This is a genomic window from Pseudomonas sp. PS01297 (assembly GCF_029959305.1).
Lineage (GTDB): Bacteria > Pseudomonadota > Gammaproteobacteria > Pseudomonadales > Pseudomonadaceae > Aquipseudomonas > Aquipseudomonas helleri.
On sequence record NZ_JASCPQ010000078.1, the window covers coordinates 1 to 17,783 of the forward strand.

A 17,783-nucleotide genomic window follows, 5' to 3' on the forward strand; every position below is an offset into this window, starting at 1 on the left:
GCTATTTTTTAAAACAAAAAAATCCGGCGGGCAATCCGCGCTCCTACAGTTAATGCGATTGCCAAGAATCGTGTAAGCTGTGCGGTCTTTTGCATTCGACCCTTGCGAGCCCTATGCCGTCGCTCTTCAAACGTTCCTTGTTGCCTAAACTGCGCAGTTTTCCATTGTCTGCCGATGCGTTCAGCATTTTGCCCAGCGCTGCCGAGTTCCGTCGCAGCCTGCTGGCGCATATCGCGGGTGCTCGTCATCGGATCACGCTGGTGGCCTTGTACCTGCAACAGGACGAAGCCGGCCAGGAAATTCTCGACGCCTTGCACGCTGCCAAAGCGGCACGTCCAGAACTTGAAATTGCGGTGGTGGTTGACTGGTTGCGGGCACAGCGCGGGCTGATTGGCGCGGGCAAGCAGCCCGGCAACGCGGCCTGGTATCAGGCGCAAACGGCGGCTCACGACAGCGAGGTGCCGATTTACGGCGTGCCGGTGCAAACCCGTGAGCTGTTCGGGGTGTTGCACCTCAAGGGGTTTATTGTTGATGACTGCGTGATCTACAGCGGCGCCAGCCTGAACAACGTGTATTTGCACAAGCTGGACAAGTACCGCTACGACCGATATCACGTGCTGAACAACAAAGCGCTGGCAGATTCCATGCAGCACTTTGTTCAGCATGACTTGATTGAAGCCAAGGCCGTGCACCGTCTGGATCTGCCGTCATTGCCGACAACGCGCAGCCTGCGCAGCGCCATTGGCAACTTGCGCAGCCACCTGAAAAAAGCCAGTTACGACACCACACAAGGCACGGTGGGGCACTTTGGCCTGTCCGTCAGCCCGCTGCTGGGCGTTGGTAAAAACAACCCGCTGAACCGGGTGGTGTGCGAGTTGATTGCCAGCAGCCAGCAGCAATTGACCATTTGCACGCCGTATTTCAACTTGCCATTGCCCGTCACCCGCGAGATCAACCGTGCACTGGAGCGTGGGGTGAAGATCGACATCGTGGTCGGTGACAAGACCGCCAACGACTTCTATATCCCGCCGAGTGAACCGTTCAGGGTGATCGCAGCGTTGCCCTACCTGTACGAACTGAGCCTGCGTCGTTTTGCCAAAAGCCATCAGCGCCAGATCGACAGCGGCTTGCTCAACCTGCACCTATGGCGTGACGGCGACAACACCTATCACCTCAAGGGTATGTGGGTCGATGATCGCTACACCTTGCTGACCGGCAACAACCTTAACCCGCGAGCGTTCCGCCTGGACCTGGAAAACGGCCTGCTGATCGACGACCCGCGTCGCGAATTACTCGAACCCCGGCGCAAGGAACTGGAAGCGATCTTCGCCCACACCCAGCGCATCGATCACTTCAAAGATCTCGAAACCCTGACGGACTACCCACCCGCCGTGGCCAAGTTCCTGCGTCGCGTCAGCCGGGTACGAATCGAACGTCTGTTGTACAGGATTCTTTGAATCCGGCGGTCAGCTACAAGCTCCCGCCAACGTCGGGAATATACGCCACGCTTTCAGTCTCGCGGCGGTGCAGCAGGCGGTCACCGTTATCGACCTGGCTGCTGACCACCTGATGATCCACGCTCAAATAGCCCAGCGGTAACGGGTCGCCGCTGCGGTGCTGGGCGAAGATCAAGGTGCGTTCTGGATCAAAGTGATGGCCACTGGTTTTATCCAGCCATGCCATCAGGGCGGCGCTGTCACCCTGACGCGGGTAGTCCTGGTCTTCGCTGACAAAGTAAAACGGCTGATTGTCGTTCTGCACATACAGCGGCAGTTTGTTGTCGACTTCAATCATCACCATGCGCCAGTCGTCCCAAGGCGCTTGGGCACTGGCTTGTGCTTTAACGTCCTGACCAAATTGCATCACGCCGCCGCCACCGTTGGACCACGGGTAAAACACCCCCAGTACCAACAGCAGCAAGCCGCAACTCAGCCCGAAGGCTACTTTCCAGCCTCGGCCCAAGGTTTTTTTGCGTTGTTGCAGGCGTCGGGCAACCCACCAGGCGCCGAGCAGTTGCGCGAAGGGCACCAGCGGCAGCACGTAATAGCTGCGGCGGCTGCCACTGGCGGTAAAGAACACAAACAACAGGGCCAGGCCCCAGACCAGCCAGCGGGCATTTGGCTCTATATGCCGCCAGTTGCGCAGCGCAACCCACAGAGCAATGATCCAGACCGGCGCCCAGGGCAGGGTGTAGACCGGCAAGTAGAGCAGGTAGGTGTAAATCGGCCCCAAGTTGTCGAAAGGCTGGAAGAAGCGCACCACGTTTTCACGCAGCACCAGGCCCAACCCGCTTTGCCCGTAGCTGGCAGCGCCATACAGGTGCGAAAGGGCAAAGGGTATGAGGTACACCGCCAGCGCGATGGCCAGGGCCGCACACAAACGCACGTTCACATGTCGCTTCCAGCGCTGCTCGCTCAGTACATGGGGCAGCAAGATCAGCCCCGGTAACACAAAGCCGATCAGCCCTTTGAGCAATGAGCTCACGGCCAGCAACAAGAAGAACACGCAGTAGCGGCTAAACCGGGTGTCATCAGGGCCCCGCCAATACCACCACACGGCGGCGAGCAGGCCACACACGGTCAATATGTCGGCCGTGGCGACGCGGCCCCAGAACACAAAGTAAAACGTGCTGATCAGCATCCAGCCGGCGATCAGGCCTGCGGTCTGGCTGAACAGTTGTTTGCCGATCAGGTACACCAGCCACACACTCAACCAGGCGGCGATGACCGATGGCAGGCGTAATGACCAGTGATTCAGGTCACCGAGCACCCCGGCCGTCGCGGTGATCAGCCAGTAGGACGGCAGCGGTTTGTCGTAATAGGCCGAACCCTTGAGGTACGGGTCAAGGTAATCACCGCTTTGCAGCATTTGCAGGGCAATGTTGGCCCAGCGGGTTTCCGGGCCCCAGAGTTCGCGCGAACCCAAGCCGAGTAAAAGCATCAAGGCAGACACGCCCAGCAACAGCAGCAGCGCCCGGTGTTCTGAGGTCCAGCGTTGGATAACGGTCATTCAGGGTTGGCCTGAGGGAAGATAAAGATCGCCAGGTCGCCACGCTCATAGCGCTTGCCGCCCAAGGGCAGTAATTCGACTTCCTGAACCTCAAGGGCCGAACGAGCACGCATCACCACGCCAACCGGGCCACGGGCTTGCGCTTCTTTCATCCACTCGCCGATGTTAGCCATATCAACCTTACGCGTAGCTGAATCGGCATAACCGAGGCCGTATTTGAGTTCGCCTTCGGTGTCGTACAGCGTCACGTCGGGGCGGTTCAGGCGCCACGAGAGTGCGGCGGCGCTGCCCAGCTCGTTGCTCAACAAGGTGCGGGTCTGGCTCAGCTCTTGAACATGCTCAGCGATAAATTGATCGGGCATCTTGCTGTTGACCACGCTGGCGGGCATCGCCGCAGGCAACAACGCAACCAGCAGGCCCATGCCCAAAGCCGGTGCGGCCCACAACTGCAATGGCCGCATGGCTTGCAGCGCATTGGCCAGCAGCCAGCCCATCAACACAATCAGCCCCAACGACAGGCTGAACATCTCGGTGTTGGCGTAAACCGGGCGCGTCACTTGCAGGTAGATCAAGCCCGTGAGCCCGGCCACGGCCAGCAGGGCGTTCAACAGGCCATTGAGGCGTATCACCGTGCTGCGCCCCTGATCGATCCAGGACATCAGCGCATGGCCCATCAGCAAGGCCAATGGCAGCAGGCACGGCAGGATATACGTCGGCAGTTTGCCCTTGCTCAAGCTGAACATGGCCAGCGGCAGCAACAACCACAGCAGCAGGAAGGCGATACTCGGCTGGCGTTTTTGCTGCCAGGCGTCGAGCAGCGCCGCAGGCAGTAGCGTTGCCCACGGCAGGCTGGCGGCTAACAGGAGCGGCAGATAGAACCACCAGGGCTGAATGTGCTGGGCATCGCTCGCGCTGAAGCGGCGGATGTGTTCATTCCAGAAGAAGAACTGCCAGAAGTCAGGTTCCTGATGATGAATCATCAATGCCCAGGGCAAGCACACGGCGATTGCGAGCACTACCGCCAGCGGCCCATAGCAAAGCATGTCCTTGATGCGCCGCTGCCACAGGGCAAAGGGCACGCCGACCAACACCGGCAGTAGCCAGGCGAGGAGCCCTTTGGTCATGAAGCCCATGCCACAGGCCACGCCCAGCACGCTCCAGGTCCACAGACGTGCGCGCTGGCTTTGAGCCGTGAAGGCAAACCACAGGGCAACCAGGCTCAGGTTGACCCAAAAAGCGAACTGCGGGTCGAGGTTGGCGTAGCCCGCTTCACCGGCAACCAGACCAAAGCTCATCAATAGCAGCGCGCTGGCAAACGACTTGCGCGGGTCATTCCACAGCCGGCTGGCGAGCAGCCAGGCCAACCACACACTCAGCCCGGTTGTGAGTGCCGACGCTATTCGCACCCCGAACAGGTTGTCACCGAACACGGCCTGGCCGATGGCAATCAGCCAATAGCCCGCAATCGGCTTCTCGAAATAACGCAGCCCCATGAAATGCGGCGTCACCCAGTTACCGCTTTGCAGCATGCCCTGACTGATTTGGGCATACCGGGTTTCGTCCGGGATCCACAAACCGTGGGTAATCAAGGGCACAAGATAAAACAGTACAAACGCCACGACCAGGCCGGGGATGGCCCAGCGCTCAAGGCGATTGCTCAGAGTGTGTTGAGAGGCTACAGCCGTCATGCTTTCCACCTGCAAAGTCCTAAATGGACGTCATTTATGGCGGGCACGTTAGAGGGCTGTGGGTGGAGGGGAGGTGAACTCAATGTGAAAAAAGTGCAGGCTTGCCGGGCGTTGCGAAACCTGTGGGAGTCGGGCTTGCCCGCGAATGAATCGACAAGGTGTGTCAGGCACACCGAGTTGTCTGCATCGCGAGCAAGCCCGCTCCCACACGAGTCGGGCGGGTTTAAAAGTCGACCGTGGCCGAGACTTTCAGTGCGCGCGGTTCGCCCTGGCTCAGGTAGCCGCCATTGGCCGACGCCCAGTAGCGGGTGTTGGCGACGTTTTCCAGGTTGGCCCGCAGCGTCACGGCACGCTGCTCAACCTCGAAGCTGTAACGTGCGCCCAGATCAAAGCGGTTCCAGGCCGGGATGCTCAGGGTGTTGGCTGCATCGACGTATTGGCCGCCAGTGCGCAGCATGCGCCCATTCAATGCGACGCCCTCAAGTCCCGGTACATCCCAGTCGGCACCCAGGTTGTACTGGAAGTTTGGTACGCCGATCGCTCGATTGCCATTGTTGGCGCCGTTTTTGGTGCCACTGAGTTCAGTGTCCATCACGGTCGCACCCGCCAGCAAACGCAAGCCGTCCAGCGGCTCGCCATAGATGTTCAGCTCAACCCCGCGATTACGCTGGGTGCCTTGGCGGACGTAGGTGTTTTGCGCGTCGACATAGCCATCGCTGGGTTGCTCGATGCGATACACCCCAAAGCTCGCGCCAAAGGTACCTTTGTCGTACTTGATCCCGGCTTCAACCTGCTTGGAGCGTGCAGGGGCAAAGGCCTGCCCGCGGTTTGTCACTTCAGCACCGCCTGCGGTTGCCGGAGCAGTCGGGCCCTTGGCCAGACCTTCGATGCTGTTGGCGTACAGCGACACGTGTTCCCATGGTTTGAGCACGATGCCGTAGACCGGCGTGGTGATGGACTCGTCATAGGTGGCCGTGCGCGCACCCGCGTAGTTCCAGCCGTCGACTTTCAGATTTTGCCGACGCAGGCCGTAGGTGACCAGAATACGGTCGTCCATAAAGCCCAGGGTGTCGGAAATCGCCATGCTGCGGTTGATGGTCTTGCCGACGATGCCCGGGTCGTTGATATCGCCGCCCACGTACGGGTAAACCGTCGGCTTGGCCACGTCGATCGGGTGGTACAAGTCGTTGGCGAAACTGCCACTCAACTCATATGCCGAGCGTTGCTCGGTCCAGATACCCGTCACCCCCAGGTTGATTTGATGGCTCACCGGGCCGGTTTGCAACGTGCCGCGCAGGCCGGCCATGGCGCTGCGGTTGTCTTCATCATGGACGACAAACATGCTTGAAGCGGTGGTTGCGCCTGCGGTACTGCGCAGGGTCGGGGTGGAGTAGTTGCCCACTTCGCGGGTGTGCTTGGCCCCGGCGGCGGCATACAGGGTCCACTGGTCGTTGAGGTCATATTCGCCACGGGCCATGCCGTAGGTGTCTTCCAGCTCGGTGAAGGTCCACTTCTGGCTGTAATTGGTGTCGGCATCTGGGGCGCGGGGGATACCGGTCAATGTGGCGGGGATATACACCGTGTTGCGATTGCCATTGATGCGCTGCTTTTGATAGCCAAAATCGGTCGACAAGCGCAAGCGATCACCCCGGTAATCCAGCCCCAGGGCGAACAGCTTGGTGCGCTGGTTTTCATCGTCGATGGCGGTATCGCCTTCGCGCTGGGCGATGTTCATGCGTACGCCAAACTCATTGTTGTCGCCAAAGCGCTGGCCCAGATCGAGGTGTTCACCCACGCGACCGCTGCTGGAAATATCCGTGCTGAAGCGCCGGGTCGGGGTGTCTTGCGCGCGCTTGGGTTGCAAGTTGATGCCACCGCCGACGCCAGAACCGGTCGGAGTCACGCCATTAATAAAGGCATTGGGGCCCTTGAACACTTCAACCCGCTCAAGGCTGTCGGTGCTGATGACTTGGCGCGGTAATACGCCGTACAAGCCGTTGTAAGAAATATCGTCACTGTTCAGAGGCAGGCCCCGAATCACAAAAATCTGCGCCGCGTTGCCGTAGCCAAAGGACTGGCGTACTGATGAATCGTTTAGCAGCACGTCGCCGATGTTTTCTGCTTGCTGGTCTTCGATCAGTTGCGAGGTGTAACTCGACATTGTGAACGGCACATCCATCATGTCCTGATTGCCCAGCACGCCCAACTCACCACCCCGAGCAACCTGGCCGCCGCTGAATACGGTCGGCAGGGCATTTTTGGGTAATTCATCGGCTGAAATGGCCGTGCTGTCCAGGGTCAGTACAGAGGCCGAAGCCTGATCGGCAGCAGCCACGCTGCACAGTGAGGTACCCAGCAGGCCAAGCAAGGTGGCAGCCAGTGAAGTCAAACGAAACGGGGCGAGGGTGGTCGGCATCAGAATTCCGCGCAGATTGAGAGAGGTGTCGGCATCCGTGCAAACTTAAAGGCAAATGATATAGATTCTCTCTTGCATCAAAAAGCAAAACTTCACGCACCTGTACAGGAATTAACCTGATCGCCACTGCGGCGCTTATGACAATCAGGGGGTGGGCTGCCTGCCTGAGTCGATTTGTCGCACCGCCTCCACGTTGCCCGGATTTGCTGGCGTTGGGCGTATATGCGCACCACAACGGGGCGTGCCTGTCGTGCGACAGGGGCGTGACAGTGGTAGATTCAGCGCCCATGAAACGCGTTTACCCCACAGCAATCGTGCGCTGCTGCTAATGGCGGGTCCATTGGTCGAGTCATGCGCACACCTGTGCTGACTGCGCAGGGCAAAGGTCAGGCTTACGGGCCAGACCGCTTAAAGGAACCTGACATGAATGCATTACTGACTCGCCGCCATGTCGTTGCCGGTCTTGGCTTGCTCAGTCTCGGCTTGCTGGCCGGTTGTGACCCCGGCAGCGGTTTGTCGTACAAATACGGCAAAGACCTCAGCAACGAGATTCTGGGGCGCAAGTTCAAGCTGCGCGACGCTGAAGGCAACGAGATGATGCTCGGCAGCTTTCGCGGAATGATGCCGATGATTTTCTTTGGTTTTACCCAATGCCCGGCCGTGTGTCCGACCGCATTGGCCCGCGCTGCACAAATCAAGAAAATGATGGGCCCGGACGGCGATCGTCTGCAGGTGGTGTTCATCACCCTGGACCCGGAGCGCGACAAGCCGGCAATGCTCGATGCCTATGTCAAAGCCTTCGACCCAAGCTTTATTGCGTTGTCTGGCACCCTCGAAGAAACCGCTGCCACGGCCAAAGAGTTCAAGGTGTTCTACGAAAAGATCCCGACCGGATCCTCGTACACCCTGTCGCACACGGCCACCAGCTTCGTGTTTGATACGCGTGGCGTACTGCGTTTGGGCTTGTCGCCTTCACTGACGGCCAAGCAGTGCACCGAAGACCTGCTGACGGTGATGTCCGTCTGCTGATCTCCGCTTCCTTTGAAAGAGCCCGTCTTATGAAAACTGTAAATCGCTTGATGTTGCTGTCGTTGCTCGGCTTGAGCCTTAACGTTTCTGCGCAGACCGTTGTCGATGATGCCTGGGTGCGTGCGACTGTTCCTGGCCAGCCTTCTTCCGGTGCCTTTATGCACATCACCGCGAGCAGCGACAGCAAGCTGGTTGAGGTCAAATCTGCGGTGGCCAAGACCGTTGAGATTCATGAGTCGACCATGAAAAACGACGTCATGAGCATGCAGGCCGTTCCTTTCGTGGCATTGCCAGCCGGCAAGACCGTCAACATCGAGCCCGAGGGTTATCACGTGATGCTGATGGACCTGACAGGTCAGATCAAAGACGGTGATCATGTGCCACTGACCTTGATTGTCGAAGATGCCAAAGGCACCAAAGAGTCGATCGAAGTCAAAGCCCAGGCACGTGCGCTGAACACGATGCACATGGAAATGGACATGCACGACCACGGCACCGCGCACTAATCCCCCGCAGCCTGTAGGAGCTGCCGAGGCACGAAGGCTGCGATGTTTAAGCCCAAAAGATCGCAGCCTTCGGCAGCTCCTACACACGCGTCATGCCATCCGTTACCGTTTTAAAACCTCCCCGTCAGCGGGTATTCCACCGCGACCCGCAGCTGGTCAGCGTCCAGTTCTGCCTGCGCCGCATTGCCGCGATGCACGTTATAGCGCAGTGACAGGGTGGTGCCTTTGGCCGCGCCACTTTGCACCACATAGCGCGCTTCCAGATCACGTTCCCAGTGTTTGCCGCCTTTGCCATACCCCAAATAGGCATAGCCGCCTTTAGGATCAACCTGCGTGCCGTTGATCTGGCTGCCGCGCACATAGGCGGCACTGAGCATTAACCCCGGCAGGTTCCAGGGCGACATGTCCAGATCGTAGCGGGCTTGCCACGATTGCTCGTTAGGCGCATTGAAGTCAGACAATTGCACGGCGTTGCTGATAAAGATCGCGCCACGGGTCACGTAGTCGAACGGCGTGTCGCCATGCACCTTTTGATACCCCAGGCTGAAACTGTGCGGGCCTTGGGCATAGGTACTCATCAAGCTCCAGGTGGTGTTGTCGATGGTGCCCGACAGCGCCTTGCCTTCATCGGTGGTGCGATAGAGGTTGAAGTTGAATGCCAGCGAGCGCTTTTCATCAAGCGGCTGGTTGAACAGGGCGCCCACGTACTGCTGGTTCCAGGTGTTTTCATAGCGAGACGTATAAAGGCTGGTGCTCAGCTGTTTGCTGGGGGTATAGATCACGCCCGCAAGGTCGAACGCGTCGCCTTTGCGGCCGTTGGAGTAGTTCACTACAAACTCCTGGTTATGGCTGCTGGCGTTGCGATCGGTACTGCCGGTGAAGTGCCCACCGACCATTTTCAGGGCATTGAACTCGTTGCTGGTGACAAACAGCCCGGTGGCGGTCTCGGGCAGCAGGCGGCTGTCGGATGAGCTGAATACCGGGGTCTTGACCCGCTGCTCTCCGTACGACAGCACAGTGTTCGACATGCGCAGCTTGATCGCGGCGCCGCCCCGGGCGTAGTCGTCCTTGGGGTAGCCCTCGTTATCCAGCCCCAGCAATCGGGCCTTGCCCGCACGACCACCGCCACTGTCCAGTTTGACCCCGAGGTAGGCGTGGGCATCGACGCCGACACCGATCAGCCCCTGGGTGAAACCTGACTGCAACGTGCCCATCAGGCCGTACGCCCATTCCTCGGCGTAATCGTTGCGTTCAGACCTGGTTTTGTAGGCATTGCGTGCGCTGCTGTTGCTGCTGCCGTGCTGGTAGTCGCGGCGGTCGTAGACACTGCGATTAAGCACCGCCCAAGTGCTGTCTTCAATAAAGCCATTAGCCTGAGACTGGGCCGAATCGGCCATGCTTGCGGGGCTGGCGAGGGCCAGCAGAATGGCTGAGCGGGTACGTATGGCGGTCATGGCGCAGCCTGTCGGGCGAGGGCGGCATTCATGCGGTCGAGCGCGCGCTTGGGCAGTGAAGCGGGCAGGGCTGGCGCCTCGGCCGGTGGTTCGCCCACTTGAATCAGCATCACCATGCCCATGGCCAGATGCGGCGTGCACTGAATGCCATAGAGGCCTGGCACCTTGAAGGTCTGTTCGATTTCCTGATCAATCTTGCCCACAAAAGTCGGAACGCCTTCTGGCCAAATGGCCGGCAAGGTCGCTGCGTTATGGCCGCTTTGCGCCGCCACGAACTTGACCGTATCACCGGGCGCAATCTGCAGGTAATCCGGGTCGTAGACCATGCCAGCGGTCGGGCTGCGAGTGAGCATTTTGACTTCATGGGTCTCAGCCATGGCAGCAGGGGCAAGCAGGGAAGTGGTCAACAGCACGGTCAGGGATGAAATACGCATATCTGGTTATCCATAGAGTCTGGGTCCCAAACGCGGGATGCGCGGCATGTTAGAGCAACACGCCGCGCTGTCCGCATTAGAAGTATTTCAGCCATGAAACATCTCGGCGACGGGCCTTGAGCCCGGCAAACCAGCGCACCGGCAGGTACAACCCCGCGGCCAGCAAAATAGCCGTCAGCCACACGGCGCCGATGCCGTCGAAACCGAAGTAATCGCCCTGATTCAAACCAAACAGGCCCACGCAGACCAGGTACAGCACTTTGAGCACGTACAGGTGCAGCAGGTAGAAGAACATCGGCGCGGCGCCAAACACCGCCAGGGTGCGGATCCAGCGTTGCTGGCCGGCGCGTTCAAAGCCGAGCAACAGCAGCAGGCCGATGCCCAGGGTCAAGGTGAGAAACAGCAGCGAAGGCGGGTATTTGGTGATGTTGAAAAAGCTCATCAGGGTTTGCGTTACGTTGCTGTAGCCCACCCATTGCGCTTCGCCATAACCATTGAGCAAACGCAGGGCGACAAAGCCGAGCAGCGCGCCGGTGCCCGCAAGCAGCAGAAAACGCTGACGCAAGGCTGCCGAAGCAGAACGTGCAAACCACGGTCCCAGGCAGTAGCCCAGCGCGATGACCCCGATCCACGGGAGCACCGGATACGATGTGCGCAAACGCAGGTTGTCCGAAAACTCGATCCAGCCGCGATCATGCAAAATCGCCCAAGGCACATGCATCGCAGAACCAGCGGCAAAGTGCACGTTGTCGAGCAGGTTATGCCCGGCAATGATCACCACGGCGAGCAGCAGAAGCAGCGGGCGCGGCAACCAGACCAGCGCGGCCAGGGCAATCATGCTCACGCCGATGGCCCAAATGACCTGCATGTAAATCACGCTTGGCGGGAACTGGAAGGTCCAGGCGAAGTTCACCAGGGTGAATTCCAGGACCACCAGAAACAGCCCGCGCTTGAACAGAAAAGCCGAGACGTCGCGGGTGCCCTGATATTTTTCACCGTACAGAAACGCCGACAAACCGGTCAGCAAGACAAAAACCGGGGCGCACAAGTGGGCCAGGGTCCGGCTAAAAAACAAGGCGGGATCCGTGACATCAATGTTCATCGGGTCGGCCACCTGGCGGTGCAAAAAGAACGTTTCGCGCACGTGGTCCAGCAGCATGAAGATGATCACCAGGCCCCGAAGGGCGTCGATGGAGAGCAGGCGTTGGCCTGAAGGCGGGGCTTGAATTGCGTTTGGCATTGAAGAGATCACAGGCAGGTGAATGGCATAAGTTGCGTTACCTTATAACATTCGATCCGTGCCTGTCACCCGTGTGAGAACTGTTCGCAATTAAAACTGCGCGTGCAGGCGATCAGCGACGCACTTTGACCCACGCCATCAAGATCGCTGACGACAGCACCCCGGCGAACATGAAGATGTAAGCCGCACCGGGGTTGCCGGTCAGGCCAATCAGGTAGCCGACGATCCATGAGCCAACAAAAGCGCCCAAAGCGCCGCACGCATTGATCAGGCCAATGGCACCGCCGAAGACGTTGGCCGGAAGGATCTCCGGGATCAGCGCAAAAAAGGGCCCGTAAGGTGCGTACAGCGCGGCACCGGCCATCGTCAACAGCGCGAACGACAGCCAGAAATGCTCAGAACCCAGCAGATAAGAACCGAGGAACGCCAGCGCACCGAGTGCCAGCAACGGCCAGACGAAGTGTTTGCGTTGCTGGGATTTGTCCGAGGCCCAGGACACCGCCAACATGGCGGCGACAGCGGCCACGTAGGGCACCGCGCTCAGCCAGCCGACGGTGACGATGTCAGCTGCGGCTGCCTGCTTGATGATGCTCGGAAGCCACATGATGAAACCGTAAACGCCGATGCTCCACAGCGCATGAACACAGCACAACTGAATCACCACCGGGCTGGTGAAGGCCTGGCGGTAATTGCGTACTTGCGGCATGCCTTTTTGTTCGTCGGCCAGGGTGGCGGCCAGCTGGGCTTTTTCCTGTTGCGTCAGCCAGTTGACCTGCTCGGGCTTGTCACGCGCCATGCGCCACCAGACAAAGGCCCAGAGCACGGCCGGGGCACCTTCAATGACAAACATTTCGCGCCAGCCCCAGGCCTGAATCAGGTAGCCCGACACCACCGACATCCACAGCACCGTGACCGGGTTGCCCAGCACCAGAAAGGTGTTGGCCCGTGAGCGCTCCTTGCGGGTGAACCAGTTGCTGATAAAAATCAGCATGGCGGGCATCACGGCCGCTTCGACGATGCCCAGCGACACCCGAATGAACATCAGCATCGGGATGTTGGTCACCAGCCCCGTGGCCATGGCGCAAAAGCCCCACAGAATCAGGCTCCAGAACACCAGTTTGCGCACGCTGTATTTCTGCGCGTAAATCGCCCCCGGCACCTGGAAGAAAAAGTACCCGAGAAAAAACAGCGCGCCGATCAGCGAGGACATGCCTTTGGTAATGCCCAGGTCATGCTCGATCCCGGCAGCACTGGCAAAACCGTAGTTAGCCCGGTCCAGATAGGCGAGGCTGTAAGTGATGAAAATGATCGGGATCAGGTACAGCCAGCGTTTGGGCGCAAAGCCCTTGGCCTTGACCGTTTGCTCACGAGTACCTGTCAGCGGCAGTGCGGGTTCTTTGAGAGTGCTCATGGGGTTCCCCCTGTTATTGTTTTTTTAGATGCAGGTTTAAACGACGCTGGTCAGGCCTCCATCGACAAACAGCGTTTGACCGTTAACGAAATCCGAAGCCGGGGAGGCCAGGAACACGGCAGCGCCGCACAGTTCTTCGACGCGGCCCCAACGCCCGGCGGGGGTGCGTTTGCACAGCCATTCTGAGAACTCCTGGTTGTCCACCAGCGCGCGGTTCATCTCGGTGGCAAAGTAGCCCGGCGCCAGGCCATTGGCCTGAATACCGTGGCGTGCCCATTCGGCGCACATGCCCTTGGTGAGCATTTTCACTGCGCCCTTGGAGGCGGCGTAAGGCGCAATGGTCGGGCGTGCCAGCTCGCTCTGTACCGAGCAGATATTGATGATCTTGCCGCGCCCACGGCCAATCATGTGCCGCGCAACCGCTTGCGAGACATAGAACACACCGTCCAGATTGACCCGCATCAGATCGTGCCAGTCGTTGGCGTCGTAGGTTTCCAGCGGTGCACGGCGCTGAATGCCCGCGTTGTTGACCAAAATATCAATGGCTCCGGTGTCGGCTTCAAAGGCGTTGATGGCTTCGAGCAGTTGCTCGCGTTGGGTCACATCAAACACCGCGAACTCGGCCTTGAGCCCCTCATCGCGTAATTGACTGGAAACAGCGCGGGCTTTTTCGATATTGCGATCATTGATGACCACCGTAGCGCCCGCAGCCCCCAGACCGCGTGCCAGCTCAAGGCCGATGCCTTTGCCAGAGCCAGTGATCAAGGCACGACGGCCATCCAGTCGAAAGCTGCTGAAATTGAATGACATGCTGTATTCCACCTGTGTGTTATCTCTGTCGATGCAGGCTTTATGGGTGACAGAGATGATCTTGTTTTAGCCAGTTCACCCCAGGCCTTGCAGTGCGTCCAATCGTCATTGATGATCTCGTGATCAGAAATACTGATAACCGCGTGTCAGCGTGCCTTCTGTTTGGAGTTTGAGAGTGGAAATCAAGCACCTGCGATCCTTTGTTACCCTGGCCGAAGAGCTGCATTTCGGGCGGGCCGCACACCGTTTGTCCATCGTGCAACCGGCCTTGAGCATGCAGATCAAGGTGCTTGAAGAAGAGCTGGGCGTGCGCCTGTTTGAACGCAATCGGCATTCGGTGATGCTCACCGAGGTGGGCGCGATCTTCTTGCCCGAAGCGCGCGCCACCCTGCAGCAAGCCGCCCACGCCAGCGACGTCGCCAAAGCCAGCGGGCGAGGGGAGATTGGCCGGGTGCGCTTTGGTTTTGTCTCATCGGTGCTACCGGAACTCTTGCCGACCCTGATCCGCACCTTGCATGCGCGCTTCCCGCGGATCGAACTGGAACTCAAGGACATGCCCGGCCCGGATCAGGCCAGTGCCTTGCACAATGGCCAGCTGGATTTCGGGCTGATGCGTTTACCGGCGGTGATCCCTGGCATTCATACCCGCGTGGTATTGCAAGAGTCCTTCGTGGTCGCGTTGCCGAGCGATCATCCGCTGGCAGCCTGTGCCAGCGTCCCCGTGACAGCGCTGGCCAACGTCCCGGTGTTTATCCTCGCCAGACGCTACGCACCGGGTTTCTACGACGAACTGATGCAAGCCCTGCGCAATCAGGGCGTTCAATTGCAGATCGGTTCCGAGCTGGGCGAATTCACCACCATGCTGGCGCTGGTTTCAGCCGGGCTGGGTATTGGCTTGCTGCCGGCCAACGCAGGCCGCGCATTGCCCGCCAACGTGCTCTCCCGGCCCCTGGAACTGGGCAGCTACAAAGCCAGCACCGGCCTGGCCTGGATAGACCTGAACAGCGCGGTCAAACAGACCGTGTTCAACTTGATCAACGACATGCTGTAGGAGCGAGCTTGTCTCGCGATCTTTTGATCTTTTAAAAGATCGCGAGGCAAGCTCGCTCCTACAGATTGAACTGCCGCATAGGAAGGCTCACCCCAGCGGAATCGGGTACAACCCATGAGCGCTGTCATGCCAGGCGAGCTCCAGGCCGAAGGCCTGCTCCAGCCAGCCCGCTTCCCGCACCTTCTGCGGGCTGCCATGCCCCAATAAACGCCCGTCGGCCAACACCGCAATACGGTCGGCAAAGCGCATGGCTAAACCCAGATCGTGCAGCACCAGCAATTGCGCGCAGTGCGCCAAGCGGCTGCGCAGGTAGCTCAGCAGGTTGAGCTGATGGGTTATGTCCAGCGCCGCGGTCGGTTCATCGGCGAGCAAAATCGGTGAATCCGCCGCCAGCGCCCAGCCTATGCCCGCCCTGGCACGCTCGCCGCCCGACAACTGCGACAGTCGCCGTTGCAGCAAGTGGCCGATATCCAGCGACTCAATCAATTGCGCCGACACCGGCTGCCCGACACGGGCGGCATTGCGCCGGGCACCCAACTCAAGCAGTTCCTGGACCTGCAAATCCCACTGGCTGCGAAAGTCTTGCGGCAGATACGCCAACGTTTGCGCACGCTGTGGCGCGGGCCAGTGCTGAAACGCCCGCTGCTGCAACTGCACGTGCCCGGCACTCAGCGCCTGCACGCCGGCCAGCGCCCGCAATGCGCTGCTTTTGCCCGAACCATTGGGCCCCACCAGGACCAGCAGTTCGCCGGGCATCAAGTCGAGATCAAAATCGTGCAGCACGGCTTTGCCAGCGTGGTGCACGCTCAAGCCGTGTGCCTGTAAAACCGGGTTCACCTTCATGCTGCGGGCCTCGCACGGGTTAACAGCAGCAGAAAAAATGGTGCCCCCAACAAGGCGGTCAGCAACCCCAAGGGGATTTCGGCAGGCGGCAAGACACTGCGCGCCAAGCCGTCGAGCAACGCCAGCAAGGCGCCGCTAGTGAGCGCGCTGGCGACTATCAAGCGTTTGTGGGTGGGACCAATCAGCCAGCGCACCGCATGGGGAGCCACCAGCCCGACAAACCCCACCAGCCCGCCCCAAGACACCGCCAATGCGGTAATGGCTGCGGCCAATAACAGCGACAGATTGATAAAACGCTGCGGGCGCAAGCCCATGCTGTAGGCCACATGATCGCCCAGGCCCAGCAGGTCCAGGCCGTGGGCCAGGCGCTGTGCGCAAATCAAGGCCAGCCCGGTCAGCAAGGCCAGCAAACCCAGTGCGGGGAAGTCCGGGGTGTGAATCCCGCCCAGCGTCCAGCTCAACACCACCTGCAAATTCACCGTTTCATCGGACAAAGCGAGCAACAGCAGGCTGCGCAAAGCCCCGAGCAGCGCCGCCACGGCAATCCCGGCCAGCAGCAAGCCGCTGGTGTCGTTGATGCGGGTCAGGCGAGTGATCAGCAGCACCAATAACGTCGCGCCCCAGGCACCAGCGAAGGCCAGCAGCGGCAAACTTAACGACATCGCCATGGGCAAGGGCACCAACAACGCGATGGCTGCGCCGACCGCCGCACCGGGCGCGCTGCCCAGCAAGTACGGCTCGGCCAGCGGATTACGGAACACCCCCTGAAAGATCACCCCGGCCAAACCCAGGCAAGCGCCCACGCAAAAGGCCGCCAGTACCCTGGGCAGGCGCCAGGTCATCAGCAGTTGCGCAAACGGGGTTTCATCGCCTCGCCACAGCGCCCACCAGTCACTCCAGTGCGCCAGTTCGGCGCCAAGCCACAGGCCGATAAAAATCGCTGGCAAGGGGGTCAGGCACAGCAGGCGATAGCGTCTGTTGGCGGCGCTCATGGCGAGGTCTCGGCAAGGGGCGGGAACAGTTCAGGGTGCAGCAGCGCGGCTAACTGCTCGACGCCTTCGACCACACGCGGGCCGGGTATTAACAACAAGGCGCTGGGGATGTTGTCGACACGGCCTGCTGCGACGGCCGGAATGCTTTGCCATCCCGGCCGTTGAGCCAGGCTGGCCGCCTGTTGCGGGCTGCCCGCGACGATAATGCGCGTTGGGTTGGCCTGAAACACCGACTCGCCGCCCACCTGGCTCAGGCGGCTGTTAACCAACGGGTTAGTGCCGCCAGCCAAGCGCAAAATATCACTGGTGTAATTGTGCCCGCGCAAGGTCAGGTACTGGCCGCGATCATTGCTGCCGGTCTCCAGATACACCGGCACTGCAGGCTGCCCGGCCAAGCGCGCTTGCACGGCATCCAGTCGCGCCTGCAGGCGTTCAATCAGTTGCTCGGCGCCCAACTCATGGCCGGTGGCCTGGCCCAGGAGGCGGATATTGGCCAGCACGGCCTCCAGATCGCGGTGGTTGAGCACTAGCGCCGGTATGCCGATGCGTTGCAGCGGCTCCACCAGGGTTGCCGCTTGCCGGGCCGGGGTCATGACCACCAGATCAGCTTGCAGGCGGGCGATGGCCTCCACAGAAAACCCTAGACGCCCGCCAACTTTGGCCCGTTCGGCAATGTCGGCGGGGTAACGGGTAAACGCCTCGACGCCAACAATGGCATCCCCGGCGCCGATCGCCGCCAGCATCTCGACGTTACTGGCGAAGATGGCGACGATCCGTTTGGGCGGGTGCGTCAGCGTGACCTCGCGACCCAGGGCATCGACCACAGTCCTGGGGAAGCCGTCATTGGCCCTGGATACAAGGCTTACCAGCAGACACAGCAGCACAAGCCAGCGCATACGG

Annotated in this window: 15 protein-coding genes; 4 read left to right on the forward strand and 11 right to left on the reverse strand. The window is 60.0% G+C overall.

Features of this window, described 5'->3' with window-relative positions; translation table 11 throughout:
- Positions 1-113: 113 nt before the first annotated feature.
- Positions 114-1,457 carry a CDP-diacylglycerol--serine O-phosphatidyltransferase gene (pssA, locus tag QMX84_RS19915; protein ID WP_153332612.1) on the forward strand — a complete coding sequence of 448 codons (1,344 nt, stop codon included), beginning with the start codon at positions 114-116 and terminating at the stop codon, positions 1,455-1,457.
- A 13-nt stretch (positions 1,458-1,470) separates the two neighbouring features.
- On the opposite strand, the gene QMX84_RS19920 is transcribed toward pssA, so the two are convergent.
- The 3 genes from QMX84_RS19920 to QMX84_RS19930 form a co-directional block, all read right to left on the reverse strand.
- Positions 1,471-3,009, reverse strand: coding sequence for a glycosyltransferase family 39 protein (locus tag QMX84_RS19920; RefSeq protein ID WP_282364603.1), 1,539 nt, complete (start codon positions 3,007-3,009; stop codon positions 1,471-1,473).
- Positions 3,006-4,697: a lipid IV(A) 4-amino-4-deoxy-L-arabinosyltransferase gene (gene arnT, locus QMX84_RS19925; RefSeq protein WP_282364604.1), complete on the reverse strand. Its 1,692-nt coding sequence runs from the start codon at positions 4,695-4,697 to the stop codon at positions 3,006-3,008. Before arnT ends, QMX84_RS19920 begins: the two co-directional genes overlap by 4 nt.
- A gap of 223 nt (positions 4,698-4,920) precedes the next feature.
- Complete coding sequence (locus QMX84_RS19930; protein ID WP_282364605.1) at positions 4,921-7,113, reverse strand: TonB-dependent siderophore receptor; 2,193 nt, start codon at positions 7,111-7,113, stop codon at positions 4,921-4,923.
- 423 nt (positions 7,114-7,536) lie between these two features.
- On the opposite strand from QMX84_RS19930, the gene QMX84_RS19935 reads away from it, so the two are divergent.
- Together QMX84_RS19935 and QMX84_RS19940 are read left to right on the forward strand one after the other, a co-directional pair.
- A complete protein-coding gene (locus tag QMX84_RS19935) occupies positions 7,537-8,142 on the forward strand; it encodes an SCO family protein (RefSeq protein WP_048372059.1) in 606 nt (201 codons plus the stop codon).
- 29 nt (positions 8,143-8,171) lie between these two features.
- Entirely contained in the window at positions 8,172-8,648 is a 477-nt protein-coding gene (locus tag QMX84_RS19940) for a copper chaperone PCu(A)C (protein WP_282364606.1), read from the forward strand.
- 110 nt (positions 8,649-8,758) lie between these two features.
- Here QMX84_RS19940 and QMX84_RS19945 read toward each other — a convergent pair whose 3' ends face one another.
- The 5 genes from QMX84_RS19945 to QMX84_RS19965 all read right to left on the reverse strand — a co-directional run bounded on the left by QMX84_RS19945 (position 8,759) and on the right by QMX84_RS19965 (position 13,997).
- The gene (locus QMX84_RS19945) at positions 8,759-10,102 is read right to left on the reverse strand and encodes an OprD family porin (protein ID WP_282364607.1); all 1,344 of its coding nucleotides are present in this window, start codon (positions 10,100-10,102) and stop codon (positions 8,759-8,761) included.
- Positions 10,099-10,536: a pseudoazurin gene (locus tag QMX84_RS19950; protein ID WP_282364608.1), complete on the reverse strand. Its 438-nt coding sequence runs from the start codon at positions 10,534-10,536 to the stop codon at positions 10,099-10,101. The genes QMX84_RS19945 and QMX84_RS19950 overlap by 4 nt, the downstream gene beginning before the upstream one ends.
- Before the next feature lie 76 nt (positions 10,537-10,612).
- Positions 10,613-11,776, reverse strand: coding sequence for a heparan-alpha-glucosaminide N-acetyltransferase domain-containing protein (locus tag QMX84_RS19955; protein WP_282364609.1), 1,164 nt, complete (start codon positions 11,774-11,776; stop codon positions 10,613-10,615).
- Positions 11,777-11,888: 112 nt separating this feature from the next.
- A complete protein-coding gene (locus QMX84_RS19960) occupies positions 11,889-13,187 on the reverse strand; it encodes an MFS transporter (protein ID WP_262125073.1) in 1,299 nt (432 codons plus the stop codon).
- 36 nt (positions 13,188-13,223) lie between these two features.
- Positions 13,224-13,997 (reverse strand): SDR family NAD(P)-dependent oxidoreductase, encoded by a 774-nt coding sequence (locus tag QMX84_RS19965; protein WP_262125071.1) that lies wholly within the window; start codon positions 13,995-13,997, stop codon positions 13,224-13,226.
- Positions 13,998-14,172: 175 nt separating this feature from the next.
- On the opposite strand from QMX84_RS19965, the gene QMX84_RS19970 reads away from it, so the two are divergent.
- Complete coding sequence (locus QMX84_RS19970) at positions 14,173-15,048, forward strand: LysR family transcriptional regulator (protein WP_282364610.1); 876 nt, start codon at positions 14,173-14,175, stop codon at positions 15,046-15,048.
- A gap of 87 nt (positions 15,049-15,135) precedes the next feature.
- On the opposite strand, the gene QMX84_RS19975 is transcribed toward QMX84_RS19970, so the two are convergent.
- Genes QMX84_RS19975 through QMX84_RS19985 form a run of 3 tightly spaced genes read right to left on the reverse strand, consistent with a single transcriptional unit; the run spans position 15,136 to position 17,779 of the window.
- Positions 15,136-15,891, reverse strand: a complete 756-nt coding sequence (locus tag QMX84_RS19975) for an ABC transporter ATP-binding protein (protein WP_282364611.1) — start codon at positions 15,889-15,891, stop codon at positions 15,136-15,138.
- Positions 15,888-16,883 carry an iron ABC transporter permease gene (locus QMX84_RS19980; RefSeq protein ID WP_262125067.1) on the reverse strand — a complete coding sequence of 332 codons (996 nt, stop codon included), beginning with the start codon at positions 16,881-16,883 and terminating at the stop codon, positions 15,888-15,890. Before QMX84_RS19980 ends, QMX84_RS19975 begins: the two co-directional genes overlap by 4 nt.
- Positions 16,880-17,779 carry an ABC transporter substrate-binding protein gene (locus QMX84_RS19985; protein WP_282364612.1) on the reverse strand — a complete coding sequence of 300 codons (900 nt, stop codon included), beginning with the start codon at positions 17,777-17,779 and terminating at the stop codon, positions 16,880-16,882. The genes QMX84_RS19980 and QMX84_RS19985 overlap by 4 nt, the downstream gene beginning before the upstream one ends.
- Positions 17,780-17,783 lie beyond the last annotated feature (4 nt).

Bases quoted from the DNA above. Each gene is read 5' to 3' on its own strand.
- pssA (WP_153332612.1), top strand. From the start codon at position 114: ATGCCGTCGCTCTTCAAACGTTCCTTGTTGCCTAAACTGCGCAGTTTT.
- QMX84_RS19920 (WP_282364603.1), bottom strand. From the start codon at position 3,009: ATGACCGTTATCCAACGCTGGACCTCAGAACACCGGGCGCTGCTGCTG.
- arnT (WP_282364604.1), bottom strand. From the start codon at position 4,697: ATGACGGCTGTAGCCTCTCAACACACTCTGAGCAATCGCCTTGAGCGC.
- QMX84_RS19930 (WP_282364605.1), bottom strand. From the start codon at position 7,113: ATGCCGACCACCCTCGCCCCGTTTCGTTTGACTTCACTGGCTGCCACC.
- QMX84_RS19935 (WP_048372059.1), top strand. From the start codon at position 7,537: ATGAATGCATTACTGACTCGCCGCCATGTCGTTGCCGGTCTTGGCTTG.
- QMX84_RS19940 (WP_282364606.1), top strand. From the start codon at position 8,172: ATGAAAACTGTAAATCGCTTGATGTTGCTGTCGTTGCTCGGCTTGAGC.
- QMX84_RS19945 (WP_282364607.1), bottom strand. From the start codon at position 10,102: ATGACCGCCATACGTACCCGCTCAGCCATTCTGCTGGCCCTCGCCAGC.
- QMX84_RS19950 (WP_282364608.1), bottom strand. From the start codon at position 10,536: ATGCGTATTTCATCCCTGACCGTGCTGTTGACCACTTCCCTGCTTGCC.
- QMX84_RS19955 (WP_282364609.1), bottom strand. From the start codon at position 11,776: ATGCCAAACGCAATTCAAGCCCCGCCTTCAGGCCAACGCCTGCTCTCC.
- QMX84_RS19960 (WP_262125073.1), bottom strand. From the start codon at position 13,187: ATGAGCACTCTCAAAGAACCCGCACTGCCGCTGACAGGTACTCGTGAG.
- QMX84_RS19965 (WP_262125071.1), bottom strand. From the start codon at position 13,997: ATGTCATTCAATTTCAGCAGCTTTCGACTGGATGGCCGTCGTGCCTTG.
- QMX84_RS19975 (WP_282364611.1), bottom strand. From the start codon at position 15,891: ATGAAGGTGAACCCGGTTTTACAGGCACACGGCTTGAGCGTGCACCAC.
- QMX84_RS19980 (WP_262125067.1), bottom strand. From the start codon at position 16,883: ATGAGCGCCGCCAACAGACGCTATCGCCTGCTGTGCCTGACCCCCTTG.
- QMX84_RS19985 (WP_282364612.1), bottom strand. From the start codon at position 17,779: ATGCGCTGGCTTGTGCTGCTGTGTCTGCTGGTAAGCCTTGTATCCAGG.